We start from the raw sequence: 25,913 nt of genomic DNA on the forward strand, positions 1-25,913 counted from the left end.
GGGTGATTCTACAAGCATAGCTTTAATCCTGTCAAATATGGCTCAAGAATCTGTCACATGCAAAAAGCTGGCAGGACTAGAATTTTGTTAATGTTGCGTTTTTTGAACAAACTCCACTCAAGAACGAGTTTTCATCGACCTTTAGCTGCCAACTTCTGTCTGACAACCTCAAAGCAGAGGTGCCGAAGAAGACGCATGAGCTCCGTTCCCTCAAGAGCAGGAAGTCAGTCCATACCGGATGCCTCGGGGTTATGATGAACGTCTATCATCCGCGTTCTGCGATGTTGACCTCAATCTCCCTCATGTCAAGAAAGCGCGTCGTATCGTCCAGTGGCTGCCCCTCCAGACACATGTCGATGACCTCTCTGACACTTGAGAGGGCCTCGTCTATGGTCTTGCCATACGCTCGACATGTCCTGACAAGGGGACAGCTGACTATGTACACGCCATCCTCATCCAGTTAGACCATGATTGGAAGATGGACTGTCTCCATGTCCCTTCGATTGCCCTCTATGAGTGAGATGACATAACTCCTTTGAACTCTGTTTCTCCGTGACTCTTGTAGCTGTCGCGTGGCTTTCAGAGCAAGACGCCGTGCCCGAACTCTCCCACCATCTCGGCCAGCTTCGACCGAGCCCCTCCACTCTGGCACGACCGTGCCTCCAACTCGATACGCTCAGCCATAGACGGCAATGTGGTGACGCTGGGCGCGGTGACCAACGCCTCGCGGATTGTGAGCTACGTGGTCATCAGGGTGCTCCGGTACGACGATGTGGCGATGGTGGACCTGCGTGTGCAGGACATGGACCTCGTGGTGGACATGAGAGGGACGCTGCCGTGGGTACCTGCGCCTCCACCGGATGAGGAGCCTGAGCCAGTAGCGGAGAGTGATGGGACGTTTTCACCAACGACGAAGACACTGGGAGAGTCAGACGTTATTCTGACTACTGCCTTTGAGAAGCTCGTCAAATGCTGGTGGACATCAGGATGGCCAGAGCTGCACTTGGTTGTTCTCAGCCCTGTCAACCTTGCCTTAGAGCTTGTTCACATCACCTTCTCACTTCTTGAGCTCGTCACAGTCCAAGTTCTCGACTTCTTTGAATGGCTGCAGGACCTCTTTGGATGGACGGATGCACAGCTGGAGATAGTATTGACCATTGTCTGTGAGATGCTCGTGGAGGGGTCCGGGAGGATGGAGTACACCGCGGCTCTTGCGCTCTTCAACTTCGGAGTCGGATGTTTCATTGTGGCAGATAGTTTCATATACGCACCGCCTCCCTTTGCATCCGTGCCACTCCTCATCGCTGTAGCAGCAGGTGCCGCCGCATCATTGAGCTCGACCGCGCTGATGTTTCAGGCATCCAACATCGCGATTGAGATCACAAGGGGCTACGGGACATCTGTCTGGCTGTGGGCGCTGTTGTGGTTCAATGCGGTGGGTTTCCTACTGGGCACATTCGTAACTTGGGCATGGGCTGTGGGCCTTGTGACGAGAGTTGGCTCCATAGCATCCAGAGTCTTCTCACTTCTCGGCTTGGCACTGACGGGAGCATACGTTCTAGGTCTTTATCCCGCAACCGCCGCCGGTCTATTGACTCGTGTCTATCTCGTCACTCAGTTGGCCTGCATTGCACTTGTCATATGGAGTTACTGGACGCTTGCTGGAACTACGTAGAAGAGGAGGTATCATGTCGGTTTGAACGAAGCTACTCCGGTTCTATTCGTTGGGACACTACTCCTAATCCTTTTCCTCAGTCATGCGTTCATCTTGAATGCCATACAGGTTTCCATGTCCAGTCCGTCAGCTAGAGTTGGGGCATCTGTGGGCTTCTGGGGCAGATCATACTCCACTCATCCCAGAAGAATCAAACTGATTGTTGATACGATCGGTGCAGCAGGATGCTGTACACCTCTACTATCCGTGTCTATCGAAACCCTTCTGTACGGTCCCAATATTCTCACAATCAGCGTGGGACTCTTCAGCATACCTTTTCTTTTCTGTTTCTTCCGTCCCTTCTGGGGTGGCCGTACCCTTGAGGCACGGTTCAATCGGATGCAGGGGATACTTGAAGCACATGAGTCACAAAACAGGACGGCTGAGGTGTTCTTTCAAATCAAGTATAACTGGGGCGCCTTTGTCATGCGCTACTCAGTACCGGAGCAGATGGAGTGGCTCGAACGCATGCTTGACTCTATAAAGCCTGCCAAGAAGGCTCTTGGATTCGTGTTGGCAGTCCTCCGAAAGAACTCCGCTGCTAGGGAGTACCAGATTCAGTTCCTCCAGAGGTTGGTCAATCGCCCTGACGTAGTAGGTGCGCAAGCACGCAGTTGCCTTGCTGAGAGATCTTGAAAGCATCTCGCGATATAGCAGACACTGCAACCGTTCATTTCTAGTTGGACGAAGTTTAACACAGGAGCCCTGTCGCTCCCAGGAAACGGCACTGGGGTCACTCCTCGAGGTCTCATGAGGTGTCGAACCGACCTCGAGCTCTCCGCTCCCGCACGGAGGTATGTATGCACCACGCAGCGATGTCCAGCCAAGGCCGTCCAACTTCCAAGCAGCTGCTGCCAACCCTTGATTTTATCTGCGGATTCCGTCATCTCTTTCTGGATGTATGCGTATGGTCTCAAAGGAACGGATAAGCAGGTACTTGGCGAAGATAGATCACGCCACCACAAGAGCAGCTGTCATCAGAAGATGGCTGAGCGAGGGGCCCGCTGCTGATGAGACCATGTACTACCTCGCATTGGCAAAGGCTGCACAAGAGCTTGTGGAAGAGTCGCTGGACCTCCTGTCAATGATGCTCCGTGACGTGAAGAGCTTGCCTGTCGACGACTACTCGAACATAGAAAACGGTGTCATGCTCGGCCTGCTGACTTCCAAGAACGCCTCGACTCTCCGCGAGGCGAAAGGACTGCGCAATCACCTTGTGCATCTGTACAACGGAGTTGACATCCAGAGGTTGAGGGAGAGTCTTGAGAGACTGTTACCTCGGTTGGTCGATTACACTGAGGATGTGGGAGGATGGACAGCCAAACACTTCAGAGAGTGACTTCGGACCTCATGCCGCTCAACAGCATCGACGGCATCGATGCAGTACTGGTCTTTGGCTCACAGGTGACCGGCGATGCCACTGAGCTCAGTGACATCGACATCTGTGTGGTTGCTCCAGAGGTGCGGACTCTCTCAGAACAGGCGTCCCTGATGGAGAAGATATGGGGGTGCATCAACACGGACGTGTACGATGTCAGGCTGTTCGAAGCGTTGCCGCTCAGCGTCCAGGCAAGTGTGATTGATCAACACGTTGCGGTCATGTGCAGAGACCTGCCAGGGCTCTTCGAGTACTTCTACCGCTTCCGCAGAGAGTGGGAGGACGTGAGGGGCCGGCAGGCCACCGCACGATGACATAGACTGTGTTGTCAACAGTGCCACAGCACTCGAATGACTACATGGCTGACAGTCCTTGGCGCATTGGTCACGGTGCCCATCGTCACCACACTGTCGTCGATGGCCGACGATGTCGAATTGTTGACGATATCGCATCACAGCGCTGGAGTCATTCGTTGGCGCTCAAGATTACGCCATTGTCTGTTCGGAGGACCTGTCCTGCGAAGACAAAGGCTTATTCGTTCGTTCCACCTCATTGGACTGTTGCTTCGACTGACATGATGTTCATGAGCCACCAAATGCAACCATCACCAGAAGGATGGTAGACTGCTGAACGTCGGGTGGGAATTACATGCAGACGTCCGGCATAGAATGATTAGTATGAAAGGCGCGAGGACTCAGAGAAGGTTGCTTAGGTCGACAGGTTCGAAGTCATGTTGCCTATGTGCATCCATCCTGCATGTGTCCGGCCAATCCTGTCCCTGGTCAGAACTCGTTGAACTCGACTGGAAAGCCACTCCATCAGGCTGAGACCGTCGTGCAGGACCCGACCCATGGTCACAGCATCCAAGAGGATGCTATTGTGTCTGTCAAGAACGCTGTCAATCTCTTCTGTCCGGAAAGCGTGGAGGTCAATGTGCCAGTCAGTTGCCAGTTCCAGCAGGTCCGCACCTATGGCACAGTGTGAGATTGCCACCACGTCGTAGTCGCTCAGATAGTTGGCATGGCCCGCAGCTCGTGAGCCGAAGAGGAGTACGGTGACATGTCCGTCGAGTGAACTGATCAGCCTATCTGTGAAGGCCCTGAAGTGTGTTGCCTTCTCGCAGTCATGTCTAGCGAGCGCCGCTACGAACTCTACGAAGGAAATCGAGAATCACCTCCATGCATTCCAGTGCTGTGGTGGACTCCTCCGAGGTATACGGGTCCAAGCGCGCATCGGGATACCTTGCCTGAAGATAGTGACCACTCAACAGTCTGGTACAGCCGCTTACGTTGTCGGGAACCTTCAGCCCGGTTGAAGCCAGAGCGGCGAAGAGCTCGAGTAGTGAGTGGGAGTATGCCTTCGCTCCGGTCTTCACAATGAGAAGTCCCTTGACGAAGAATTCGACTGCTTGTTGCGCTAGGAAGCACGCCGCATCGTGGTGTCCTCTTTGAACAGACACGCGCGCCAAGTCCGCGTATGTGTCACTCTTCGAGAACCATTCCTCAACGTGCAAGTGCCAGACCTCAACAGACTGAATGAGGGAGCGAACCTAATCTACTTGTTGGAAGTGGGACTCACGACCTGCGCAGGCCATATACACAGTGTAGGCAGCGGAATGGTCTGGTCAACAAGAAACCGGCTTTCTTCACAGAGGTGCATATTGCGAAGTCCTACGTGGCATGGCGACTGGGGACGGTGTCCTACGCAGGTTCAATAGAAGAATGACATCCTGCACGCGCATGTCTACCATCGCCGCGTCGTCGTACTGCTCACCACAGAGTAATGAATCACGATCACAGAAAGGGGCACTCCGCGTTTCACGATTGTGACAGTCATCGGATTCAGGATGCTGATCCATGGTCATGTGAGGTCTGAGCCTGCAAGTCCCCTTCGGATTTCGTCCATGGAAGGCAGTTCTAGGCGGTGTGTGTAGTTATCCCACTCCTTCAGGTATCTCCGGAGATACTCACCGATACTTGGAGGGTCCCCGAAGAGGACCTCGTAGTTGGCGAGGATGGAACCTTGAATGAGTGTGGGCAACGCTTCGAAGACCTGAATATCGTAGTACTCAGGTGCCTGAGACATAGTCTCAATTCGCAGTCGGATTATCTCGTCAACATCCTTCGTGTGAGCAATCAGTGCTATGTCTATGTCTGATTCTGCCCGGTATGCCTGCGTGAGAAACGACCCGTATACCAAGACGTCTCTATCTGCAAGAAAAGCCAGCTCTCTTCGGACGCGGTCAATGTCCAACAAGCCAGCCCTCCACTATCTTCACAAGGCTCTGCAGTGCTGAGTCAACACGCTCAAATGACCTCAGGACGAGTAGTCTGTCAATGCCATTGTATCTGTGGGCCAGAATGTTCCTGAGATTGTTAGAGAGTACAAGCTCTGCGGCCAGCTCACTGCTGATGATGCCCTTCTCGGCAAGGCGGTCGATGTTGTACTTGTCTCCCTTGGGTACAAGACCAGAGTCCTTCAGCATCATCGCCATGACGTCCATCGCTGACTCAATGGCAGTCATCAGGGAGTAGTATAGGGCCTTTTCGTCGTACTTTCCAGACCTGTGAACAAGCACGGAGCAGTCCTGCAGGTTCTCGGTGATGTACTGCATCTTGTCGTAGTATCGAGCACGACGGACTTCATCCATTTTGCAGCCTCCGTCCGCCACTGCGTTGAATCACCTGACTCGTTTGATGGCTGATGCAACGGATGTACTGATGATAAGTCTTTGCCAGGTCCGCCCCGTTGCATCAGTGTCTTTCACGTAGCATTTGGTGAGTGTCTTGAAGGCAACAGTCTCAGAGACGTCAGGCTCTTTTAGCGTACTCAGCATTGGGGAGATGACCATCCACTGTAGGCTGGACCAAGTTGGGCATCGAGATGCCGACAGGGTCCGTGCATAAGCGGCACTAGACTGAAACAGGTTGAGTGCGCATTGAAGTCCGCATGAGCATGGTGTTGCATGACTGGTGCACATGAACAACCATCCTGATTGTGCAGATTGTGAAGTGCAGTACTCTGGTGAGCGGCCCCCAAGACGTTCCGCATGGCACCCCAACGAATGCCCAAGATGCCATTTTCACAAATGCCTGATGGTGATAGACAGGACAAACAGTTATAAGTCCACTTTACCATGATACCATTAAGGGTCATCCTCCGTCGGGACCACGGTGATTACGATGATCGCGGGCGAATTCAGAGCAGGTACGCAGGCGATAGAGAAGTCTTCTGTCTTGGGGCACTTGAAAGAGGAGCGCGGGATCAGAAAGATTCTCGTCGCCGGTTCAGGTGCGGTTGGCAAGACAACACTGATAGCGGCACTAACACGCAATCAGGTCATGTCCGGAGGTGTGAATGGCCTCGGTGGCTACCGCCGTACCCTCTTCCTTGATCTTCAGACACTGAGGGTTCACGACGAGGAGACCTCGGGGAACTCCCAGAGGACTCTGCAGTTCCTTGATGTTGCTGGGCAGCTCAATTCCCCCATACATCCGATTCGCGACACTAGCCGGAGCACTCTTGGACTTGTGGACACGGTGTTACTGGTATTCGCCAGCGACAGTGCTCAGTCGCTCATAGATCTCAGAGCGTGGATTACTCTCCTCGAGACCCAGTGTTCATCCCTTACGAGCCCCGTCTTACCAGAGTATGTGCTTGTGAGAAACAAGACCGACCTTCCTCTGACGGTGGATAGAGAGCTGGTAGAGGTGCTGCGGACGCGGACACACATCAGCCACTACTTTGAGACTAGCTGCGCAACCGGCGAAGGCATCGACGAACTGCGACTCTGGCTCCTCCGAGGAGAACCGTGCACACAGGCAAGAGGAGGCGTTTGTACGAGATGAGTCAGCAAAGGCAGATGACCGAGTTTCACTGTGCGATTTGCAATGAACCGGTCAGATTCGTTCCAAGTGATGAGCGCACTTACGAGAACCGGACTGCGGAAGAGCAGTTCTTCGGGATGCAGCTCACGACATATCGTGTCGCTCACAATGCAGGCAGTGAGAGGCATGTCAACACGGTGATAGTGGATCATATGGGTCTCTTCAGGGGCTACAAAGATGCGTTCTCAGAGAAGACTCGTGTGAAAGGCACGCATAGTGACCAAGTGTTTTGGCCCTTGGCCCATGAGCACCGAACACTCTCTATCCATCCGCATGTCGATGTGGCGCTCATCATCGATTTGCAGGACAACTGGGTCATGGAGCTGGTGAATGCAGTCCGTGTCATGGTGCTGGAAATGGCTCGACTCATCTCTGAACGCATAGATGAGGTCCGGCAGGTGTATGAGTCTATGCCAGATACCTTAGCTGTGACAATCGCTGACCATGAGGTCCGAGTCTGGACGCAGGGGTCTCGTTTTTTCTGCGTGAGAATGAAGACACCGACCGCCTATGCTGCAATAGACAGTCTTGCAAGAGAGGCTCTGACAGCTGACAGTGGTGATGTCATTCCGGACAAGCGCCTCCTCACCCTTGCCTTCCAAGCCATTGGAGCTTCGCCGAAGCTGGAGCGGCAGTATATCGTGCGACTGCTACGCGACAATCTCCTGTTTGCCCACATAGACTTCCAACACCAGTCGAGAGTACCGGACATTGTGGCTAGGCTCCAGAACAAGTTCCCGAGATCGGATGGTTTTCTCACCCATCTTCTGAGAGGACACACGACGGTCATCGAGCTCTTGGAGCAGGGGTACATTGAGCAACTCGCCTTGGTAATGGACCTGCTGGACTATATTCAGAGGAGAGGTCTCTTGGAATAGGATGCGGAGAGGACATGTCATGATAGTTCGTAAGGCAAAGGCTTGGCGCGAGCTGATGAAGATTGGGCTGAACGTTGGGCGGCTCAGAAAGGAGATTGACGTATTCTATCGGGGCAACATCCTCGGTGTACTGCGGAATGAGGGATGGTTCGACTACCTTCAGAGACCTAGGACTGCTGTGGACTTGGCAGCAGCCTTCAGGTATACGGACATGGAGTTCTTGGAGTACATTCTCAATGTTCTTGTTGATGATGGAGTACTGAGTCGTAATGGTGACGAGTACGTCTTCCAAGAGGGTCAAGTGTCCTTTGAGTGGGACTTCCCAAGCTGCTTTGACATCTCCATGAGGGAGCTCTGGGTCGACCATGCCCGGGCCATACCGGACCGACTGCGAGGCAAGTTCATCTCGTTCACTGGTGGGCTGAATCTCTTCAACTGGGACGATGCCCTGTCGAATCGCCTGTACGAACAGATTAGGCGAGCGGCCTTCAGCTTTGCAGATGCCCTGGAACGACCCGTACGGTTTCTGGATGTGGGTTCGGGCAACGGACGAGGTACTGCAGCCATATGGTCCTACTACTATGGGCGAGGCTACTTCCATGATGGAACGAAGATGCATATTGTCGGAATCGATCCGAGCGAGCGACTGTTATCCATTGCAAGAGCAGAGTTCCCGAAGATGGTCAGCGAGTATAACGGGAACGACCTTCGCATCTGTGACGAGGTGAATCGCTACCCTCCTGAGTTCAAGACAGGCTACGCCGAGAACATACCCTTTGAAGACGAGAGCTTTGACATCGTCTATGCCTCCCAGATACTTCATTGGACGACACCCAAACAGGCAATACAGGAAATGTTGCGTGTTGTGAGGCCTGGCGGTTTTCTCTTTGGTACCGAGAACTTCTATCCTGATGCGAATAGGTATAGTGAGATGCACTTCAAGGTCGTCGAGGGCGCCCACGGCTTCTTCTACAAGACCGATCTAGAGCAGTGGGCTCGCGAGGCTGGCGCGAATGGTGTAGAGACTGCCACACCCATCTCAGTGTTCAAGATAACCAAAGGGATTGCCTAGTCAGACTGGGCGGCTTCTGCACTCGCTATCGCTCAACGTCAAAGATTGCGTGGACGATGGTCCATGTCAATCTAGGCAGACAGCACATCGTCTACCATGAACTTGCGGTCCCCAATCCATCCCCCTCGTGTATCGTTGTACGCGTCAGGGTATATGTAGTACAGCCGAGAATTGGCATAGTCGAGCAGACACACGCTCATGCTACCAAGCACAGAGTACAGAGTGTTCAGGAAGGGGGAGATGTGCCCTTGAGGAAGTCGAATGAACCAGAACAGGTTGGACTCAGAGACCCTCAGCGTGGACTCGAATGGCGGGGGGTTCTCCTTTGTCCGTGCCGCGAGGACAGCGAGTCCTGTTGCATCGCCCGTGCCGTAGACAAGTATGTTGCTCAGCGCTTCGAACAAGGCTGTGTCGAATGAAACTCGATATCCGTCGAAACACTCGTTGTTTATCATCTGCAGATGACGGCCAAACGTCTGAGGAGTGATCTCCACACCACGCTTCTTCAGGCTCTCTATGACTTCGGTGTTCTTTCGTCGCGCGTCCCGCATGAGTTCGGAGATGATATAAACATCCTCACGGGTGAGCCACTTGAGAACGGTCCCATCAGTGGTGGCAGATTCTGTCTGTCTCTTCTTGGTTGATGATCTGAACCATGACTCCCAGTCGAAGGTCCAAGACCTTGACGAGGCGTTCCATCCCGTAATCCTCATGGATGTATAGAGTGGTCTGGTCTGTGACGTCGGAAGGGCCTTGAAACTCCTGATATGGCCCCCGTCGGTCAGTCTCTCGAATAACGCTTGAATGTGGTCCGATGTACCCAACGGTACTCTGAACTGCATGAAGAGACCGGTGGTCGAACCAAAGCATCGGGACCGATATGCAGTATACGGGTGTCGTTCGGCGACTCTCTCGAGATAGAGCATCGCCTGCGCGCTGGTTGCTTCAATCAGCATGTCGACCTCTTCTAGTCCCATCCTGTGGTACTTGAGGATGGGTTTGACTTGAAAGTACTGCTTCCCTGGAGGCAGATACCGCCTCTCGAATTCATCACCAGCTCCCATAAGTGCCCTGAGCCGCCTCAGGGCGGTGGGTTTGGATATGCCCGCCTTCTCTGCCAGCTCTTCAGCCGTGTCAAACGGGTTCCTCTGAAGGGCGGCGAGAAGGGGTATGTATCTCTCAGTCACGGGGTCTACCATCTATGCATCCCTCCTCTCTTGGGTGCTCGGATATGGTCACACAGAGATGAATGTGGCTGATGCAAGCCTGTTCCTATGGCGTGATCGTCGTGTTCGATTCAACGAGTACGTCTGTAATCAGCGGAGGACCGGGGTCACCCCCTCCGGGCGGGTCAAAGAGCATCTCAGCCTGGAGTACTATCGGGCCGCTAAGGGTGATCACAACAGCAAACGCACTGACCTTATACCAACCGGGTTCCTTGGCCGCATTATACCATCCGATTGTAACAGTCAGCCCGGTGTAGTCTTGGTCTAGAGTAATCACGTTGCCGAGTAATATGCCCGATGGCAGTGTCAGGACTGTTGCTTGTAGCGTGAACCAGACGTCGAGTTGTCGTGGTACCAGCAGTAGACTCTCAGTGAGTATATCATCAGAGAGTCCGTCGTTGTCTAGGTCAAGGTAGTTAGCATAGGTAATGGACAGACTCGCATTGCTGTCAATGGGTTCTTCGTCGGTTGCAGCTGATGTCCCGCACGGTAGAGCGAAGAACAATATCACAACGAAAAACCCGATAATGAGGTTCCTTCTGTGAGTCGCCATGTCAGTTCTGTGTGATAGTGTGGTAAAACACAAATAAGAACCTTTCTCCATCCTACTATCATCTCGCTATCGGCGTGGCTGAATCGATTGCACATGTTGTGGATATGCGTACTGAGTTGCGTTCACCACTGCGGGCGCTTGACACCTGCTTTGCCCACTGCACGATACTCGAAGCCTTTCGACTCCACAACGGTCTTGTCAAACACGTTTCTGCCATCGACAAGTGTTGCTGTCCTCATGACCTTCCTTATCTTGTCAAGGTCAAGAGAGTAGTACATCTTGTGCTTCGTCACGAGCACGAGGCAATCCGAACCTTTCGCCGCCTCCATGATGTCCCTCATGATGGGCTGTGACCCGAACTCCCACTCTCTGACGTAAGGGTCGTGAAGTCTTACGATTGCGCCCTTGGCCTGCAGTGATGCGACAAGTGCCGCCGCAGGTGTGTTTCGTGTGTCGTCGGAGTCCTCCAGATATGCCAGACCCAGCACAGTGACTATAGCATCTTGGATTGACAGGCCCTTGTGTGCAAGGGCGTTCTCCACCAGCTCGGACATATGGATTGGCATGTGGTCGTTGATTCGCCGGGCGAGAGAGATGAACTCGGGCTCAATCTTCCATGTGCCGTACTCGTAGAGGCCGTAGCGCAAGAGCCACGGATCCTTAGGCAGGCAGTGCCCTCCAACTCCAGCGCCGGGGATGTGCATATGTCTGTCATGACGCGCATTGATTATTCGGATAATCTCATAGATGTCAACTCCGAGGCTCTCGCAGACTAGAGCCATCTCGTTGGCGAAGGCGATGTTAACGTCCCGGTACGCGTTCTCAATCGTCTTAGCCAGCTCGGCACTCAGGGTATCAGTGACGTATATCTCCTTCTTCACTATCTTTCTGTATAGCTCTACTGCTCTGTCGGTCGACCTAGGAGTAATCCCTCCAACGACCCGAGGCATGTCTGTTATGTACTCGAGCAGTTTCCCGGGCATGACACGTTCATAAGAGAATGCGAGGTCGAAGTCCTTTCCCCCCCTCATGTTTGACTCCTTCTCCACAATTCTTTGAACTAGGTTCTGTGTTGTCCCAGGTGCGACTGTCGACTCCACCACTATGAGCACACCCTTCTTCATTCTCTGCCCAATCTGAGTGCTCACCTCACGCAGAGAGGTGTACTGAGGCATGTTCTGTGTGTCCGTGGGAGTCTGAACATCGATGAGAACAATGTCTGCTACTCGAAGGCACTCTGGGTCGTCCGTAACCCTGAAGGTTCCCTTCTTGACGACCTTCGATATGAGCTCGTCGAGTTCTGGCTCCTCACCCTCAAATGGTGACCTTCCGCTGTTCAGGGCATCTATCTTCCACCCAGAACGCTTTGACCTCCTCTGGAGTCCGGTCACATGGTGCCCTTCAACATCTGCAAGCAGGGCCGCGGCAGGAATACCCACATAGCCCATTCCGACGACAACAATCTCTGTCACCACTAGAAGTCACAACCTAGGTCAAGTGTTTCACTGCTAGCCGGGTGGTCCTCGCTTCAACACAAAAAGGTTGTCACTGTGCGCTGCTCAATCATGCTGGCGAGATGGTCAGAGTGTGGAATTGTCTGCCTCTTACGCGGCGTCCGGCCTACTCCACGTCGACTACAGCCGACACTCGTCCGACGGCTCGCTCTATTGCATCAGGGTCAGCTATTGTGAGGGTGATGGCACCCTCGGGACAGACATCCACACAACGACCACAGCCCCTGCATGCATTGCTTATGACCGCTCTGCCATCTACCAGTCGGATGGCGTCCACAAAACAGACCCCTGCAGTACAGGTCCCACAACCCACACAGTTGTCATTTACTTCGATGCTTATGCCGGGCATTCGGGTTATCTTGTCTCCAATCTCCGGGGATATCACAGGTAGGACTCGCCAGAGGCAGCAGCAGGGACAGCAGTTGCATATGGTCAGCAGCTTGTGACCGGGACCTACGTTCAGCCAGACCGAGTCGAGCTTGTTCCGCCCAATCAGGTGGACAAGTCCTGCCTCGTCACACTTTCTGATGTACTCATGCGCCTCCTCCTTAGTCACTCTCCTTCCCAGATTCGGATTGATTCCCATTGCAGCCTCCCCAAGAAACAGACAGCCGTAGTCTATGGGATAGTCCTTGCACTTGGAGGACTCTCGACAGATGCAGAAGTTCATGATCCAGTGGTAGTTTGCCTTGTCGATGAACCTGTGCACAATCTCCGAGGGCAGCACCGCCTCCTCCGGTCGTTCAAGGGTCTTTCCCACCGATACAGTTCTAGTGACGGCACTGTCCTTGGGAAGATAGATGATGTCATCGCCATCGAACAGCATCTTGTCAATCGCTCTGCCCAGTAGGGGAATGCGCGTCATCCTTGCGATTATGTGCGTGTTTGGGAATGTCTTCTTCAGGAGCGCGACGAACCAGAGGGGTCGAGCCATAGCATTTCATGCTAGAAACGTGACTCATAACACTATCGCGACTCAATAGGCTGGCCCAGTCACGATGTGGTGGTCGAATCGCTCTCAGAGTCTACTGCGACCTGTGTGTTTCATACCATTCCACTGTTCTTCGCAGTCCTTCCTTCAGCGACACAACGGGTCTGACGCCGAGTATCCGTTCAAGTCTGGTGATGTCGCCCCGGCTCTCCTCTACGTCGCCCAGTCTCGGTGGGCCGTGAATGACTTGAGAGGTACACCCGTGCACGGCTGCCCTGATCATCATTGCGAGTTCTAGAACCGTAACTGAGCTGTCTCCTGCAACGTTGAGGGTCGTTCCGGCCGCCTGGCTCTTCTCTCCCGCTGCGACAGTCGAACTGACGACATCCTCGACATAGACAAGACTACGTGTCTGATGCCCATCACCATCAATCACTATCGGTTCGTTTCTAAGCGCCCGATTGATGAATATGGACACAACACCAGAGTACTCAGAGTAGGCCTGTCTGGGCCCGTACACGTTGAAGTATCTCAGCACGACTGTCTCGACACCGTACGTGTTCCCAAAGGCTTGAACGTACTTTTCTCCTGCCGCCTTGGAAGCTGCGTAGGGACTCAAGACGATCAGTTCAGACTCCTCAGTCACAGGCAGTCTTTTGGGTCTCCCATACACCGCCGCGCTCGATATGAAGACAAACCTTGAGGCATCAAGTCTTCTGGCCGCGTCCAGCATGTTGACAGTTCCTGTCACATTCACATCGTTGACATAGATTGGGTCTTCAACGCTCTGCTTCACTGACGAGATGGCCGCAAGGTGGTATACTGTGTCTGCCGTTCCATCCAGCCTCTCTACGAGACTCCGGTCCCTGATATACGCCTCAATGAAGGTGAACTTGGGACTCCTGAGTGCATCCACGATGTTGTCGCTTCTTCCTGTGGTCAGATTGTCCACACCTGTGACAGTGAGTCCTCCTCCGAGCAGTCTGTCAACAAGGTGGCTGCCGATGAACCCTGCACATCCTGTGACAATGACCGAGCTGCCCAATTCCGCCGACCTCGGGGAGGGCCCTTCCAGTCTGTCTGGGTTTATAGTCCTTCTTGTCTCATACTCCTGAAGCGTTTCAACAGCAGTCGAGGTCGGACGGACTTGACCACGCTGTGTGTGGGGATTCATCCATTGGTCAACGACTCTCCCTTCTCAGTGTGCGGACTTGCCAGTGACGGTGGCAATCCTTTTCTGTCTAGGCATAGCTGTACCCGGGAGCCGTATTGAAGACACATAGCCGTCGTGTTCAACCGTATCATGCAGCCGACCGCGAGTATCTCCCTCTCGCCTGTTTCACTCTCCAGTCCGCTCCGCTACTATGGCCGCAGTTTCGACCTCTCCCACAGTGGTCCGAAACTGTTGAGGAACCGGACGGCCGCAGCAGTCTGGTATATGGCAACGAGCAATTGGGGCTGTTGATCAGGCTCAGCCCATATCGTGGGTCTGGACGAGTGAGCGACACCGATGAAGTCATAGTGGGATGTCAGGGGCTTCCTGATGGTCTATCTCTAGAGCTTCGGGCCTTCCGAAATGGGCAAGAGCCAAGATCCATAGTTGCATCAGTCACTGGTCCGGAGGACCATGCTCTGACCATACTGGCGGGTTTCGAGGAATGCTTCAATGTGGACGGTTCTGACCCCGGCTGGCAACGGAGCCACCTGAGACGGTTGACTCGAAGTGCGATTGGGCTCAGTGCATGGCACTTGGCTGAGCTAAATGCATCGGAGATGCTGATGAATGACCCGCACGACCCGGAGGCACTCATGTACTTGGGCATAGCGAAGGCTGCTCAGGGATACGCTCCCGAAGGAGAGGGCCTTCTCCTCGCATCGCTGACAATGGACCCAATGAATGCAGATGCATACTACCACCTCGGGGTCATACTACTGAATCAAGGTAGATGTATGACCGCGGTCGACTCGCTACGACAGGTCCTGCAGCTTGTACCGGGGGAGCGTATGGCACTCTACCATCTGGGACGAGCATTGGAACGACTTGGGCGTCTTCCGGAGGCGCTGAAGTCATATCGTGAGAGCCTGAAGCAAGCTTCCACCACAACCACACTTCTCACCTGTCTTGCTTCTGACATCACGAAGGAGCTTGAGGACTCTGTAGTGCGTGTTGAGAGGGCAATCGCGGGCGGTGGTGAGTTGCCGCGTGAAGGCGTGTTCTTGAGAGAGTGACATTGACTCATTCACAATCTCCTCCCGAGTCGATGAATCCGTCTATGCTTGCCATTGTACTGAGGCGGCCTGAATCTCTATGTGCTCTTGGACCACACTGCATGATGGGATTGCTGCCATCCCTGTGATGAGATACGCTTAAGATGCACCCTGTGAGCTGTACAACATGTGAACCGCATTCAGGTCACAGTGCCCTTCGATAGGACCCATGCTGTTTTCGACATCCTGTCCGCCACGCCCGGCATACAGGAGAACAGACTGCTGAGATTGAGCGCAGACAACGCACTCATGATACAGGCTCACATTTCTAACGAACACTTGCACGATGCCATAGACCGTCTGAAGGCAATCGGGGTGGGGGTTGACTTCGGGTATATCGATGTGACTGAGATTCACATGTCACTTCCTCACGAGAGTGAAGTGGGTGAGTCTGCGCACATTCATCGTGAGCCCGAGTTGATAGTCGAGGAGATATACGAGACGGTACATCGGGGCGTGGTATTGAGCTTCGATACAATCACGTTTGGTGTACTGGCCGCCCTGCTCACCGGGCTTGGTTTCCTGATGAACAATGGCACAGTGGTCTTGGCTGCGACACTCCTCTGCCCGCTTATGGGTCCCATGCTTGGGATTGCCTTGGGCTATGTGATTCACGACCGGTCTCTTCTTATCCATGGAACCAAGAACGAGTTGACTTTACTTGCGCTCCCACTGTGTAGTGGTCTCTTCTTGGGGCTGGTCGTCTGTATCTTCTGGCCGGCATTCCCACTAACACTGCTTGGGCATATCGAGCATGGAGAGTTGACCGAGATGAGTCGTTATGCCTACTTCAGCTGGCTTGACGTGTTTGTGGCTCTCTTTTCCGGCGCCGCGGTCGCGGTGTCCATAACTCACGGGGACATGGCCTCATTGGTAGGTGTAGCCATAGCGGCCACGTTGATGCCTCCCGCTGTGAACTCAAGTGTCGTCATCGTGATGGCGCTCTGGATTGGCTCGGGGACCTTGGTTTCTGTGGCAGCTGGCGCGTTCTATCTATTGCTGATGAATATTGCCGCAATCGTCTTTGCTGCAGCTCTCATGCTCAAGGTCAAGCGACTGGGTCCACTCAGGTACAGATCTAGTACTTGGGTGGCCGTGACGAACTACAGACGGCAAAAGTCTGAACAGCTCTACCATAGAGCCGTTCCACGCCGAGAAGACGAAGGCTCCGTTGAAAGCACGTCGTGAGTCGCGGTTGAGACATCAGTTCTCAATTCACTCAATGAACTACGATGCGTCCTCAGTGGCGGGTGAAGGTGCGGTCAGACCAGCCTCTCTCTGTTCGGCCACCTTCATTAGTCTTGTCACTAGCGGTCTTGATACCCACCACGCAGGAGGAATCACCTTGAGCACCTTGCTGATGTTCTCTAGGTCTCTCCTGTTGACCACTTTGGTGGCAGTCCCGACTGCGATGAAGAGATACCAGAATGGAATCGCCATTAGCCCGACCAGCATGGCCTCAACGATGTTCGGTATCGAAGCCACTGCTACTATTGGTTCCAGTGCCGTGACCACAGCGTACATCACTACTAGGAAGAACAAGCCCATGCCGATTCCACCTGCGACCGTTTGCAGGTCCATTGTCACGGAATGGTATTTCTTGGTGTACCAGTGCTGCAGGAAGAAGAAGGGCACATAGGGAATCCAAATCAGAGCCACTGCGATCACCCCAATCAGAGGTGCCATTAGCATAACCCAACCTACTTGGATGGCCCCTTGTAAGATGCTGGACAGGAGTAGTCCGCGTCTGTCGTCTGCTGCTAGCAGGATGTATAGGTAGATTGCGGGCACAACCATGAATATCGGGTTCATGGAGAGAAGGCGCAGAAATGGAACCGCACTGACTCCAGCAGCTCCGTAAACGACTCGCAGGATTGGCTGGGAAAACGCAAACAGTGCCGCAGCTGTGAATGACAGAGTTGGGACCATCATTCTGTAGGCCTCTTTGAACTTCCGTTCCAGATTCCCTCTCGACCCGGCTGCGTACTCGAGTGCGAGGTTTGGTGCCAACACGCCCAGCGGCGATGTCACAATCTGCATCACCGTTAATGAGGTTGCTCGTGCAATGGAGAAGTTGGCAACATCCTCATCGGCTCCGAACATGCCCACCAGAATCACCATTCCGTAATCGAATATCGCCTGTACCACCGTGCTTACTAGGAAGACTCCTGCAAGACCTGCAAGGCTGCCAATCACTGCACTGCTTGGTCTGAAGCACCATGGGACCGAGTTACGTTTCATTTCCGTTGCAAGGATCCTGAGGGCAAGAACGCATGCTATCACTGTGAGGAGCAGGTTGAGCCAGAGGATGGTCAGAACCATCACAAGCTGGTATGCATACAGTATGACCAGGCTTGCGATTCTGATGGAGTTGTATACAATCTCTGTGGTCAACCCCCTCTTCATCTTCTGCACGCCTGCGAATGCAGCCCGTGCTATGGAGAGATAGCCTGACGGCAACAGGGAGAGCATGACAAAGAACCATAGGAGCCTTGTTTCGTCCGCGGGTAGTTGGACATCAAGCCCTGAGGCTATGAGCGCTCGGTCAAGACCAAAGAGTGAGCTCAGGGTCGCTGTTGCTATATAGGCAAATGTGACGATGACAAGTGAGTTGCCCAGTCCTTGACCGACCTTCCTGCGGTCGTTGGAGGACGCAGCGACATATCGCGTCAGTGCTCCGCTGAAGCCAAGCAGAACAAGAGGAAGAAGCATCTGACTGGCGCTGGACACCATCTTGACCGCTGTGTAGTCCGCCGTACTCCACGACCAGCCTATCGACCTATAGAGCACTGCGCTGGAAAGAAGTCCTCCGGCAAACGATAGGATGCGGGATGCTGACTCGGCTACAACATTGAAGCTGAACTTATCCCTTGAGATATACTCCTCCACACCCAGTGTTTCTCCTTTGACTCTCGTTTCGCGAAACTTGCATTCCTGTCAATATGAACATTCTCTTGGTCAAGCCAGTCCGTCAAATAGCAAGGGGTGAGCTCGTCGTGTTGAGTCGATGACCTCACTTCCTCACTACACTTGTCACCAGAATGCGGATGAGATACCATCCCTTTCGCGTAAACAGCAAGCTCCGTGCAAGAACAAGTGCCCGTCTGAGCATACTCCTGTACTTCAATCGCACTCGGGTGTAGAGCATAGCGTAGTCTACTGGGCGATTATTGCGGACGAACTCCCTAGCATCAGTTATCACTCTGTCTGGCTCTGCGTCTTGAATCACCTTGCACCCGCATGCGAGCGCCTCCAGTGCAGTCTTGGATAGAACTATCTTCTCGATGTGACCCTTGAAGTCAAGATAGTACTCGAACTTGGATAGAAACTCAGGCATCTTCTCATAGGGCACTCCTTCCCCCTTACTCCTGTCGATTATTGTCAGGTCGAGTCCGCGTTTCCTACACAGATCCTTCGCAAACTGCCTCTGGTCGATTATCACGTACTGGACATAGATCATCAGTGCAGTGTTCGGGACTCGTCCTCCGCGATAGTAGAATGCGTCACTGATTGGCCTGTCATACCACTCACCGTAGGCCGACAAGTCGTGGGTTGAGACTATGACCTTGTCTGCAAGCTGTGTCTGATAGTGGGGTCCGAACCCTGCGGCTATTCTCTCTCTGACATCACCGCCGTGGTATTGGTACACGATTGGGGTAAGGGGTGCGGCGGCTCTAATCAACGGCAGGTACTCGTATATGGAGTTGACATGGATTATGGTTGGTTTGGAGCGCAGTATCTCCTGTACAACCGCAGTAAGAAAGTCCTCGACGGAGTCGAGAATCCTCGCATGGGGGGACATTGCTGTCTGTCCGTATGGGTCCCATGCTCGCCTCATCAGAATCCGCGTGAAGACACCTCGCTTGTGCAGCCACTCTGCAATAGGTACGTACACCCCCGCAGTGTCCCAGACGCAGAGTACTCTCATCGCTTCATCATCGTCCGTTGCAAGACAGAAGGCTTGGTGCTCTTGGCCTTACCTCCCGCGAACGGACCAACCACAAAGGACCCCTAAAGAACCTTTCTCAACTTTGACACAGGACTCCCATTGTCCCATCATCAGTCATGGCGCTGACAGGGGCTCCGTTGAATGAGTCGCCCAGACCTCTCAACGCAGGAGCAAATCTGATACACGAATCGTCTTTCGATGTCCGTGTTCGAACAGGTCAAGCTACGCGATGACCACTCTGCGGACTCCCGACCTGACCTCTTACACAGGGCCGCTGAGACGGAAAGCGAGATAAGTTTCAGTGATCCACTCCGCAAGGCGGAGACTCCTGTGATGCGGGTCGACAGGAACGCACTTGAGCTTCAGTTTCAGATAGAAGGAGAGCTCTTCGGCAACAGCGTGTTCAAGGATGCTCTCAACATACCTACCCGTCCCTTCTCGGAGGATCTGTTCACAAACCATCATCACATTGCACTTCATACACAGGAACTGGGACAGCTTTCCAATGAACTGACGTCTGCTATCCAGCGATGCTTGGAGCCGCATGCGAACAGACGAGTGGGCCTGCTTCTCTCGGGCGGCATCGACTCTAGCTTGGCCGCATATCATACCAAGAAGGTGTTTCCCAGGACTGATCTGGTAGCCTATCACACAGACTGGGGTATTCCCGAGCTCAGCGAGAGAGAATACGCGTCAATTGCCGCGGACTTCGCCGGGGTCGAGCTGAGGGTCGTTGACACATCCGCAGAATCTCAGTTGTCTGTCCACGATGAGGCTCTGCAGGCCTGCCATACCATATCCTACAGCGTCGTGCCCGTCTTCATGGCGTTGAAGCGGATGGTGGAGGACGGAGTCGATGTGGCGGTGAATGCTCTGGGTTTGGACGAGCTGTTCGCCGCATACAATGTTCACAGGCTATACTACAGGAGACGAAGCCCTCATATCATACCGTACTCTCGACGACTGCTCAGACTGCAGAAGTATCGTGGAGCCGTGCTGCGATGGGGCACCGATAGGTCATGGATGCTCTCAACGATGGCTCCGAAGGCTTGGATGACATATGTGTTGGACAGCGACCAGACAGTGTCAGAAGTCTATGACAGACACATACGTCGGGATGACCTGTGGAACTCACTTCACCTCTACCTCTTAGAGAAGATGGTCAGCACATTTGCAAACATGATGTCGCGTGCAGGCAAGGCTGCGGGAATTGAAGTCTTGTACCCATACCTTGACAGACGCCTCATTGAGTTCTGTATGAGTCTCTCTCCGGCTGCCAAGTACAACAAGGCCCCGCTGCGGACGCTGATGCGGACCAAGTATGGTTTCAGTGAGGCGATTGCCTCAAGTGGTGAGAACTGGGACAAGAGAGGATGGGGTGGCACACCCGTTCCTTACTTTCGAAGCAAGTTGTACATGGAAAAGGTCCGACCCGACATGAACCTCGCGCGTGATTGGTTCACCGAGGACGCGCTTCGGCTACTGGACCTTTCAAACAAGCCCACGACCGATGGCCTGCACATGGCTCTGTTCCTCAAGATGATAGAGCACGGCTGAAGGAGCGAGGTGGCCGCAGAAGAACACCACTCATCTAGACGAGTGTGCGGTGTCTTGACATGTGCTGACCGAGGATCGCGATGGCATCCCGTACAGACCCGCGGAAGGATGTCTCGGAGGCGTAGTGACTTATGACATCTGGATCGGTACATCTCCAAGTGCCCCTCGCCCGCTCGCTCAGGTATCCTTGCAGCAGTTCACGTCCGCGCTTTCCAGTCAAGAATCTCCAGACTGCTCTGATTAGTACCATCCACAATGAGCGCCCCACATAGAATGACAGTCGTCCCTGTCTGAAGGCTCCTTCTCTTGATACCACTGCGGTGGTCGGTCGGTCCAACCGCACAGGCACCTTCACCACGGCAACTCTATACCCCTGAGCCTCCGCCTTCAGGTTGTAGAACGAGTCTGGACAGTAGTCCCAGAATCGTCCAATGCTTCTCACAATCTGCCAGCGGATCATCTTCCCACTGTTCATGGGCCGTCCAGAATACAGCTTGTCTTGCTCTTGGACCGGGTATCCTGCCACTGCCCCCAAGTCACTGTGAGCGTCCATGATGCTGCATAGTCTGGCAAAGTAGTTGGGGCAGGGCTCAGTGTCAGCATCCAAGATTGCCATATACTGGACACCGAGTCGATCCACCCGGTCAGAGACTCTGGTGAGGACGGTCTCATGGGTCTTTCCGAGTGTGAAGAAGTTCGGCTTCTGCTTCTTGGGCATCCTCTCCAGCCACACATCCAGTTGTCTGTAGTTTGCCGCCTCCCGTGCTATGACCTCCGCGGTCTCATCTGTTGAACCATCGTCTACCCACAACCACACGACCGGCTTCTTTGTCTGATGTGCGACGTATCTGAAGAGGGCCGGCACAGAGGCAACCTCATTATACACGTTCGTCCACAGAATGTAAGTACTGCTTGACGGAGGCGGGGCAGAACAGGACGCCTTGCAGTAGCCGCAGAAGGCGGCGAACCTGTCACGGCGGTCTCCAGACTCTGACATCCTGCTGTATCAAGGCCACGCTCCGTGTGTAGAGATATAAAACTAGCCGTCTGCATGACATGCTCCAGTGGTCGATGTCTGGTCATGACTGTCAGTTGCAGATTCAAGCTACACTGACATCCCGTCTGGGAGTCGAGTACACGGGATGGTGTCGCGAGCACATGTTCGCCGCTCAACGTCATACGAGTGGGCCATGAAGCGGCGCTACTTTCAAAAACAGTTGACCTGCATGAAATGCCCGAGCCTTCCTGTGGTGCACGACTTGGGATACGTACTGGTGACCAACATCTTCAACGAGGCGGAGCGCATTCAGGGAATCATCGATAACATCCTGCTTCAGTCTATGCGGCCAACTGCCTGGGTCTGGATTGACGACGGCTCAACCGATGGAGGAATCAAGATTGTGGAACGATTCGGTGAGACCGGACTGATTCCAATCAAGTCGTTCAGGCTGCCGGCAAAGAAGCGTGGTAACCTCGACACGATTGGGCGTGCTTGGAATGTCGCTCACCCCTACATCAGACAGAGTCTCAGAACCGATTACCTTGCCGTCACTGATGTCGACACACGCTACCCCAAGAACTACTTCGAGAGGGTCTGTGACTTCATGGACCGCCACCCCAGTGTCGGTGCGGCAAGTGGCAATGTTCGGGGGCGACCATACTTCAATCCGACTGCGCCAATGGGCTGCGGGAAGGTGATTCGTTGGAGCATCATCGATGCAATTGAGTCCTACTGGGACATGGCCCCGGACTCGTACTTCAACATAAAGGCGGCAATCCTCGGATATGGACTCGCATCGTTCAGAGACCTGCTGATCGAGTCACCGCCTGCGACAATGTACTCCAAGAAGGGCCGCCTGAGATACGGACGCTGCGCCTACTACACATGGCTGCCCTTGCCAAGAGTCTTGGGAAACGGTCTCAAGGATCTTCTGAAGTCTCGCCACGGCAGTGACTACCTGAGGGGCTTCTGGCAGGAGTGGAGTCGAGGTGAGTGGCGTTGCACCGACCCGGACGTGAAGAGGTACTTCAGTATGTCCTATCTTCTGACGCACGGGAGGAAACTGAAGAAGAGGTGTTTCTCTTCAATCAAGTCGTAGAGATGCGCCCTCGTATGCTCTTCAGTGTGTGTTCGCTGGAGCCTGCCTGTCACATGGTCTTTGAATGCTATCGATAGTCCCTTTCTGAAGCGACGACTTCCCGCAGGTCTCGACGCGATCCAACAAGAGACATCCTGAGTTTCCGCTTTCGCTTTATCTCTCGTTCTCTTGCAAGGGCAGTCTTCCGGTCTGGCACCTCTTCCAGATATACGAGATACATGGGCTTGTGCATCCGCAGGTACGCCGCACCCGAAGCCGCCCCGGACATATGTTCCCGAAACCTGCGTAGGAGGTCATTTGTCTGCCCAGTGTAGTAGGTTCCGTCGTCGGTCTCTATTATGTATACGAAGTACCGCTGTCCGGGCTTTGAAGTCATCCTAATGCCGACCATTCTGCGACATCATACTCCTTTGAAGCTTCTGCGCATACTGCATCACGTCCCACCGACGCAGTATGGTGAGTCTCTGATGAGCTGAAGCGCAAGGACCAGGTGATCCGTAGCCGGCACATCATTAGCCTGATTGCACAGCGCCCCTCTCTCCACCACTCTCTGGGTCTCGGTTCGGTCTGTAGGCACAAAGTGCAACGTCGAGTGCTCGTCACCTCTCATTCCTACTGCGTCTGAGGTGACCGATACTGGAACCACGATCACGAAAGTCGTGTCATGGTTGCTCCCCCATGCGGCCCCAATGAGTGCCATTGCATCTGAGTCGATGTCCTTCAGTTGTATCGTGGACTCTTCCTGCACCTCCCTCACAGCAGTATCAAAGATGTTCTCAGGAATGAAGTTCCATGAAGAGGGATGGTCACTGTGAACTGAAGTGACTGCATCGATGAACCCGGCACCCAGACTATGCAGTCTGTTTCCCTGGTCTGGTCCCTGTCTGACTGCCACGGGAATCTTTCTGTCCTCGGTCACAACCAATGAAGTGACACTGGCAGGATTGGGATAGTGTGATGGTGTGGGATACTGCTGCTCCTTCAGCACGTAGTGCCACTTGTAGCTGCATCGACTCAGTCTGATGTGCAGGTCCTTCCCTGTGGTCAGAACCCCCTCAAAACGCCATACTGGCCCGTCATACACGACTCTGCTGGCATCCTGCCACGCTCGTTCTACTAGTCTTCGCTGTTCTGCAGTGGGCGCCCATGAAGACGGTACTTCTCGTATGTTGACCGCTTCTCTCTTCCACAGACCATTGAGTATCAGTTGGCGTTCTGACAACTCGGTAGCCCTTCGCAATCGTCTGATGAGTACTTTATAGGCTTGCCGTCTCGCGACCGGGTTGTCTTGTCCTCTCGGAACTGACTCCAGTCAGAATCATTCATATCCCGGCGCTCGGCAGTCCAAGAATGGTGAACACGTGTCCAATCCGATTGTTGCTATAGACGTCGGGACAACTGGCGTTCGTTCGATGTTGTTCGATGTCAAAGGAGCGGTGCTCTCCAGAGCTTACATGGAGTTTGAGAGCAGATTCCCGAGTCCCTCTTGGGTTGAACAGGATGCTGAGAGCTGGTGGACCGCGACGTGTGAGACGCTGAAGCGGATGCTGAAGGACGCACCCTGCAGACCCAGCGAGATTGCTGCTGTGAGCATCACCAACCAACGTGAGACAGTTGTTCCTGTGGACTCGCATGGCAAGCCGCTCCGTAATGCCATCGTGTGGCAGGACCGGCGCACGACCGCCCAGTGTGAATGGATTCGCAACACAGTCGCTCCTGAAGAGGTGTATCAGACGACCGGTCTCACGATAGACCCGTACTTCACTGCTCCCAAACTCCTATGGATGAAGGAGAACGAGCCGGACAAGTTCAGGGCAGCTGAGACCTTCCTGCTAGTGCATGACTACATCGTCTTCCGACTGACGGGACAAAGGGTCACAGACTTCTCGAATGCGAGCAGAACGATGTTGTTCGACATACGGCGAGGTGACTGGTCTGATCGTATGCTTGATGCTCTTGACATCCCGCGTGACAAACTGCCGGCCCCCGTAGAATCGGGGACCGTCGTAGGCGAGACGACGCCGGACGCGAGCCGGGCCACCGGGCTGGCAAAGGGGACGCCCGTAGTAGCAGGAGGCGGCGACCAGCAGTGCGCTGCTCTCGGAGTAGGGGTGGTGCGCCCGGGTTCTATCAAGGCGACCACGGGTACGGGCACATTCATGCTTGCCTATTCGGAGTCAGTACGACTGGATCCTCTCGCCCGCGTCCTGTGCAGCAGGCATGTTGTCCCCGGTGCCTTTGTGGTGGAGGCAAGCATGTTCACCACCGGCTCCGCGCTCAGGTGGTTTCGGGACCAGCTCGGCGCAGAGGAGAGAATGCATGCTGACGAGATGGGTGTTGACCCGTATGATGTGATGACTGAAGAGGCCAGTGCAGTACCTGCTGGGTCCGAGGGCGTCCTCCACTTGCCGCACTTTGTGGGTGCTGGTGCACCGTACTGGAATCCGAACTCGCGCGGTGCGTTTGTCGGTCTTGCTCTTGGTCACACCAGGAAGCATCTGATGCGGGCTGTGCTCGAAGGTGTTGCGTATGACCTGCGGACGAACCTTGATGTGATGAGCGAACTCGTAATCAAGGGCAAAGAGCTCAGAGTGACTGGTGGTGCAGCACGGAGCGAGGTCTGGATGCAGATTCAGGCTGATGTGCTGGGCATTCCGGTGATTCGGACCGAGATGGAGGAAGCCACTGCAGTGGGCGCTGCCATCCTTGCCTGTAAGGGTGTTGGGCTGTTCAAGTCGGTCGCAGACGCCGCTGAGGGAATGGTCCGTGTCCGACCACCGCTAGTACCTACTTCGGCTCACAGGGAAGTATACGACATGGGTTTCAAGAGGTACAAGGCGCTCTACAGCGCCCTGTCTTCACTGTCTCTCTCGTAGACCGTTCATGT

Annotated in this window: 26 protein-coding genes and 1 pseudogene; 13 read left to right on the forward strand and 14 right to left on the reverse strand. The window is 54.0% G+C overall.

Going from position 1 to position 25,913, the window contains the following annotated elements; genetic code table 11:
- Positions 1-265 precede the first annotated feature (265 nt).
- Positions 266-493 (reverse strand): annotated as a pseudogene (locus tag HXY34_12065) (type II toxin-antitoxin system HicB family antitoxin).
- Positions 494-712: 219 nt separating this feature from the next.
- Here HXY34_12065 and HXY34_12070 point away from each other — a divergent pair.
- The 5 genes from HXY34_12070 (at position 713) to HXY34_12090 (ending at position 4,076) form a co-directional block, all read left to right on the forward strand.
- Positions 713-1,675 (forward strand): hypothetical protein, encoded by a 963-nt coding sequence (locus tag HXY34_12070; protein ID NWF96868.1) that lies wholly within the window; start codon positions 713-715, stop codon positions 1,673-1,675.
- A gap of 21 nt (positions 1,676-1,696) precedes the next feature.
- Entirely contained in the window at positions 1,697-2,350 is a 654-nt protein-coding gene (locus HXY34_12075) for a hypothetical protein (GenBank protein ID NWF96869.1), read from the forward strand.
- 271 nt (positions 2,351-2,621) lie between these two features.
- Entirely contained in the window at positions 2,622-3,053 is a 432-nt protein-coding gene (locus HXY34_12080) for a DUF86 domain-containing protein (GenBank protein ID NWF96870.1), read from the forward strand.
- Positions 3,026-3,406 carry a nucleotidyltransferase domain-containing protein gene (locus tag HXY34_12085; protein ID NWF96871.1) on the forward strand — a complete coding sequence of 127 codons (381 nt, stop codon included), beginning with the start codon at positions 3,026-3,028 and terminating at the stop codon, positions 3,404-3,406. The genes HXY34_12080 and HXY34_12085 overlap by 28 nt, the downstream gene beginning before the upstream one ends.
- A gap of 478 nt (positions 3,407-3,884) precedes the next feature.
- Positions 3,885-4,076 (forward strand): hypothetical protein, encoded by a 192-nt coding sequence (locus tag HXY34_12090; GenBank protein NWF96872.1) that lies wholly within the window; start codon positions 3,885-3,887, stop codon positions 4,074-4,076.
- A 145-nt stretch (positions 4,077-4,221) separates the two neighbouring features.
- Here HXY34_12090 and HXY34_12095 read toward each other — a convergent pair whose 3' ends face one another.
- From HXY34_12095 to HXY34_12105, 3 genes are all read right to left on the reverse strand, one after another.
- On the reverse strand, positions 4,222-4,605 hold the full coding sequence (locus HXY34_12095) for a HEPN domain-containing protein (GenBank protein NWF96873.1): 384 nt from the start codon (positions 4,603-4,605) through the stop codon (positions 4,222-4,224).
- Between the two features lie 347 nt (positions 4,606-4,952).
- The gene (locus HXY34_12100) at positions 4,953-5,345 is read right to left on the reverse strand and encodes a nucleotidyltransferase domain-containing protein (protein ID NWF96874.1); all 393 of its coding nucleotides are present in this window, start codon (positions 5,343-5,345) and stop codon (positions 4,953-4,955) included.
- The gene (locus HXY34_12105; protein ID NWF96875.1) at positions 5,335-5,742 is read right to left on the reverse strand and encodes a DUF86 domain-containing protein; all 408 of its coding nucleotides are present in this window, start codon (positions 5,740-5,742) and stop codon (positions 5,335-5,337) included. Before HXY34_12105 ends, HXY34_12100 begins: the two co-directional genes overlap by 11 nt.
- A 532-nt stretch (positions 5,743-6,274) precedes the next feature.
- Between HXY34_12105 and HXY34_12110 the strand changes: the two genes are divergently transcribed.
- The 3 genes from HXY34_12110 to HXY34_12120 are packed head-to-tail and all read left to right on the forward strand — an operon-like array spanning position 6,275 to position 8,929.
- Positions 6,275-6,940: a GTPase domain-containing protein gene (locus HXY34_12110; GenBank protein ID NWF96876.1), complete on the forward strand. Its 666-nt coding sequence runs from the start codon at positions 6,275-6,277 to the stop codon at positions 6,938-6,940.
- The gene (locus HXY34_12115) at positions 6,937-7,857 is read left to right on the forward strand and encodes a hypothetical protein (protein NWF96877.1); all 921 of its coding nucleotides are present in this window, start codon (positions 6,937-6,939) and stop codon (positions 7,855-7,857) included. The genes HXY34_12110 and HXY34_12115 overlap by 4 nt, the downstream gene beginning before the upstream one ends.
- Positions 7,858-7,876: 19 nt before the next feature.
- Positions 7,877-8,929 (forward strand): class I SAM-dependent methyltransferase, encoded by a 1,053-nt coding sequence (locus tag HXY34_12120; GenBank protein NWF96878.1) that lies wholly within the window; start codon positions 7,877-7,879, stop codon positions 8,927-8,929.
- 71 nt (positions 8,930-9,000) lie between these two features.
- Here HXY34_12120 and HXY34_12125 read toward each other — a convergent pair whose 3' ends face one another.
- From HXY34_12125 to HXY34_12145, 5 genes are all read right to left on the reverse strand, one after another.
- On the reverse strand, positions 9,001-10,128 hold the full coding sequence (locus tag HXY34_12125; protein NWF96879.1) for a winged helix-turn-helix domain-containing protein: 1,128 nt from the start codon (positions 10,126-10,128) through the stop codon (positions 9,001-9,003).
- Positions 10,129-10,201: 73 nt separating this feature from the next.
- Positions 10,202-10,708, reverse strand: coding sequence for a hypothetical protein (locus tag HXY34_12130; GenBank protein ID NWF96880.1), 507 nt, complete (start codon positions 10,706-10,708; stop codon positions 10,202-10,204).
- A 122-nt stretch (positions 10,709-10,830) separates the two neighbouring features.
- Positions 10,831-12,180: a nucleotide sugar dehydrogenase gene (locus HXY34_12135; protein ID NWF96881.1), complete on the reverse strand. Its 1,350-nt coding sequence runs from the start codon at positions 12,178-12,180 to the stop codon at positions 10,831-10,833.
- Positions 12,181-12,328: 148 nt separating this feature from the next.
- Entirely contained in the window at positions 12,329-13,156 is an 828-nt protein-coding gene (locus tag HXY34_12140; protein NWF96882.1) for a 4Fe-4S binding protein, read from the reverse strand.
- Positions 13,157-13,247: 91 nt separating this feature from the next.
- Positions 13,248-14,327 (reverse strand): SDR family NAD(P)-dependent oxidoreductase, encoded by a 1,080-nt coding sequence (locus HXY34_12145; GenBank protein NWF96883.1) that lies wholly within the window; start codon positions 14,325-14,327, stop codon positions 13,248-13,250.
- A 95-nt stretch (positions 14,328-14,422) separates the two neighbouring features.
- Here HXY34_12145 and HXY34_12150 point away from each other — a divergent pair, with 95 nt between their 5' ends.
- Positions 14,423-15,382 (forward strand): tetratricopeptide repeat protein, encoded by a 960-nt coding sequence (locus tag HXY34_12150; GenBank protein ID NWF96884.1) that lies wholly within the window; start codon positions 14,423-14,425, stop codon positions 15,380-15,382.
- 168 nt (positions 15,383-15,550) lie between these two features.
- Positions 15,551-16,609, forward strand: coding sequence for a DUF389 domain-containing protein (locus HXY34_12155; GenBank protein ID NWF96885.1), 1,059 nt, complete (start codon positions 15,551-15,553; stop codon positions 16,607-16,609).
- Between the two features lie 39 nt (positions 16,610-16,648).
- Here the strand turns inward: HXY34_12155 and HXY34_12160 are convergent, their stop codons facing one another.
- Together HXY34_12160 and HXY34_12165 are read right to left on the reverse strand one after the other, a co-directional pair.
- Positions 16,649-18,310, reverse strand: a complete 1,662-nt coding sequence (locus tag HXY34_12160) for an oligosaccharide flippase family protein (GenBank protein ID NWF96886.1) — start codon at positions 18,308-18,310, stop codon at positions 16,649-16,651.
- A gap of 124 nt (positions 18,311-18,434) precedes the next feature.
- Positions 18,435-19,349, reverse strand: a complete 915-nt coding sequence (locus HXY34_12165) for a hypothetical protein (GenBank protein ID NWF96887.1) — start codon at positions 19,347-19,349, stop codon at positions 18,435-18,437.
- 219 nt (positions 19,350-19,568) lie between these two features.
- Here HXY34_12165 and HXY34_12170 point away from each other — a divergent pair, with 219 nt between their 5' ends.
- Complete coding sequence (locus HXY34_12170) at positions 19,569-20,927, forward strand: asparagine synthase (protein ID NWF96888.1); 1,359 nt, start codon at positions 19,569-19,571, stop codon at positions 20,925-20,927.
- A 34-nt stretch (positions 20,928-20,961) separates the two neighbouring features.
- On the opposite strand, the gene HXY34_12175 is transcribed toward HXY34_12170, so the two are convergent.
- Positions 20,962-21,924, reverse strand: coding sequence for a glycosyltransferase family 2 protein (locus tag HXY34_12175; GenBank protein ID NWF96889.1), 963 nt, complete (start codon positions 21,922-21,924; stop codon positions 20,962-20,964).
- Between the two features lie 262 nt (positions 21,925-22,186).
- Here HXY34_12175 and HXY34_12180 point away from each other — a divergent pair, with 262 nt between their 5' ends.
- Positions 22,187-23,026 carry a glycosyltransferase family 2 protein gene (locus HXY34_12180; protein NWF96890.1) on the forward strand — a complete coding sequence of 280 codons (840 nt, stop codon included), beginning with the start codon at positions 22,187-22,189 and terminating at the stop codon, positions 23,024-23,026.
- 67 nt (positions 23,027-23,093) lie between these two features.
- Here the strand turns inward: HXY34_12180 and HXY34_12185 are convergent, their stop codons facing one another.
- Both HXY34_12185 and HXY34_12190 read right to left on the reverse strand, forming a co-directional pair.
- Positions 23,094-23,402 carry a GIY-YIG nuclease family protein gene (locus tag HXY34_12185; protein NWF96891.1) on the reverse strand — a complete coding sequence of 103 codons (309 nt, stop codon included), beginning with the start codon at positions 23,400-23,402 and terminating at the stop codon, positions 23,094-23,096.
- A 57-nt stretch (positions 23,403-23,459) separates the two neighbouring features.
- On the reverse strand, positions 23,460-24,248 hold the full coding sequence (locus tag HXY34_12190; GenBank protein NWF96892.1) for a hypothetical protein: 789 nt from the start codon (positions 24,246-24,248) through the stop codon (positions 23,460-23,462).
- Between the two features lie 139 nt (positions 24,249-24,387).
- Here HXY34_12190 and xylB point away from each other — a divergent pair, with 139 nt between their 5' ends.
- Positions 24,388-25,902, forward strand: a complete 1,515-nt coding sequence (xylB, locus tag HXY34_12195) for a xylulokinase (protein NWF96893.1) — start codon at positions 24,388-24,390, stop codon at positions 25,900-25,902.
- Positions 25,903-25,913: the final 11 nt, after the last annotated feature.

The organism is Candidatus Thorarchaeota archaeon, from assembly GCA_013388835.1.
Classification (GTDB): Archaea; Asgardarchaeota; Thorarchaeia; order Thorarchaeales; family Thorarchaeaceae; genus JACAEL01.

Excerpts from the sequence above, each read along its gene's own strand:
- HXY34_12130 (NWF96880.1), bottom strand. The coding sequence starts at position 10,708 with ATGGCGACTCACAGAAGGAACCTCATTATCGGGTTTTTCGTTGTGATA.
- HXY34_12165 (NWF96887.1), bottom strand. The coding sequence starts at position 19,349 with ATGAGAGTACTCTGCGTCTGGGACACTGCGGGGGTGTACGTACCTATT.
- HXY34_12125 (NWF96879.1), bottom strand. The coding sequence starts at position 10,128 with ATGGTAGACCCCGTGACTGAGAGATACATACCCCTTCTCGCCGCCCTT.
- HXY34_12115 (NWF96877.1), top strand. The coding sequence starts at position 6,937 with ATGAGTCAGCAAAGGCAGATGACCGAGTTTCACTGTGCGATTTGCAAT.
- HXY34_12105 (NWF96875.1), bottom strand. The coding sequence starts at position 5,742 with ATGGATGAAGTCCGTCGTGCTCGATACTACGACAAGATGCAGTACATC.
- HXY34_12120 (NWF96878.1), top strand. The coding sequence starts at position 7,877 with ATGATAGTTCGTAAGGCAAAGGCTTGGCGCGAGCTGATGAAGATTGGG.
- HXY34_12175 (NWF96889.1), bottom strand. The coding sequence starts at position 21,924 with ATGTCAGAGTCTGGAGACCGCCGTGACAGGTTCGCCGCCTTCTGCGGC.
- HXY34_12185 (NWF96891.1), bottom strand. The coding sequence starts at position 23,402 with ATGACTTCAAAGCCCGGACAGCGGTACTTCGTATACATAATAGAGACC.
- HXY34_12140 (NWF96882.1), bottom strand. The coding sequence starts at position 13,156 with ATGGCTCGACCCCTCTGGTTCGTCGCGCTCCTGAAGAAGACATTCCCA.
- HXY34_12145 (NWF96883.1), bottom strand. The coding sequence starts at position 14,327 with ATGAATCCCCACACACAGCGTGGTCAAGTCCGTCCGACCTCGACTGCT.
- HXY34_12080 (NWF96870.1), top strand. The coding sequence starts at position 2,622 with ATGGTCTCAAAGGAACGGATAAGCAGGTACTTGGCGAAGATAGATCAC.
- HXY34_12110 (NWF96876.1), top strand. The coding sequence starts at position 6,275 with ATGATCGCGGGCGAATTCAGAGCAGGTACGCAGGCGATAGAGAAGTCT.
- HXY34_12085 (NWF96871.1), top strand. The coding sequence starts at position 3,026 with ATGGACAGCCAAACACTTCAGAGAGTGACTTCGGACCTCATGCCGCTC.
- HXY34_12170 (NWF96888.1), top strand. The coding sequence starts at position 19,569 with ATGTCCGTGTTCGAACAGGTCAAGCTACGCGATGACCACTCTGCGGAC.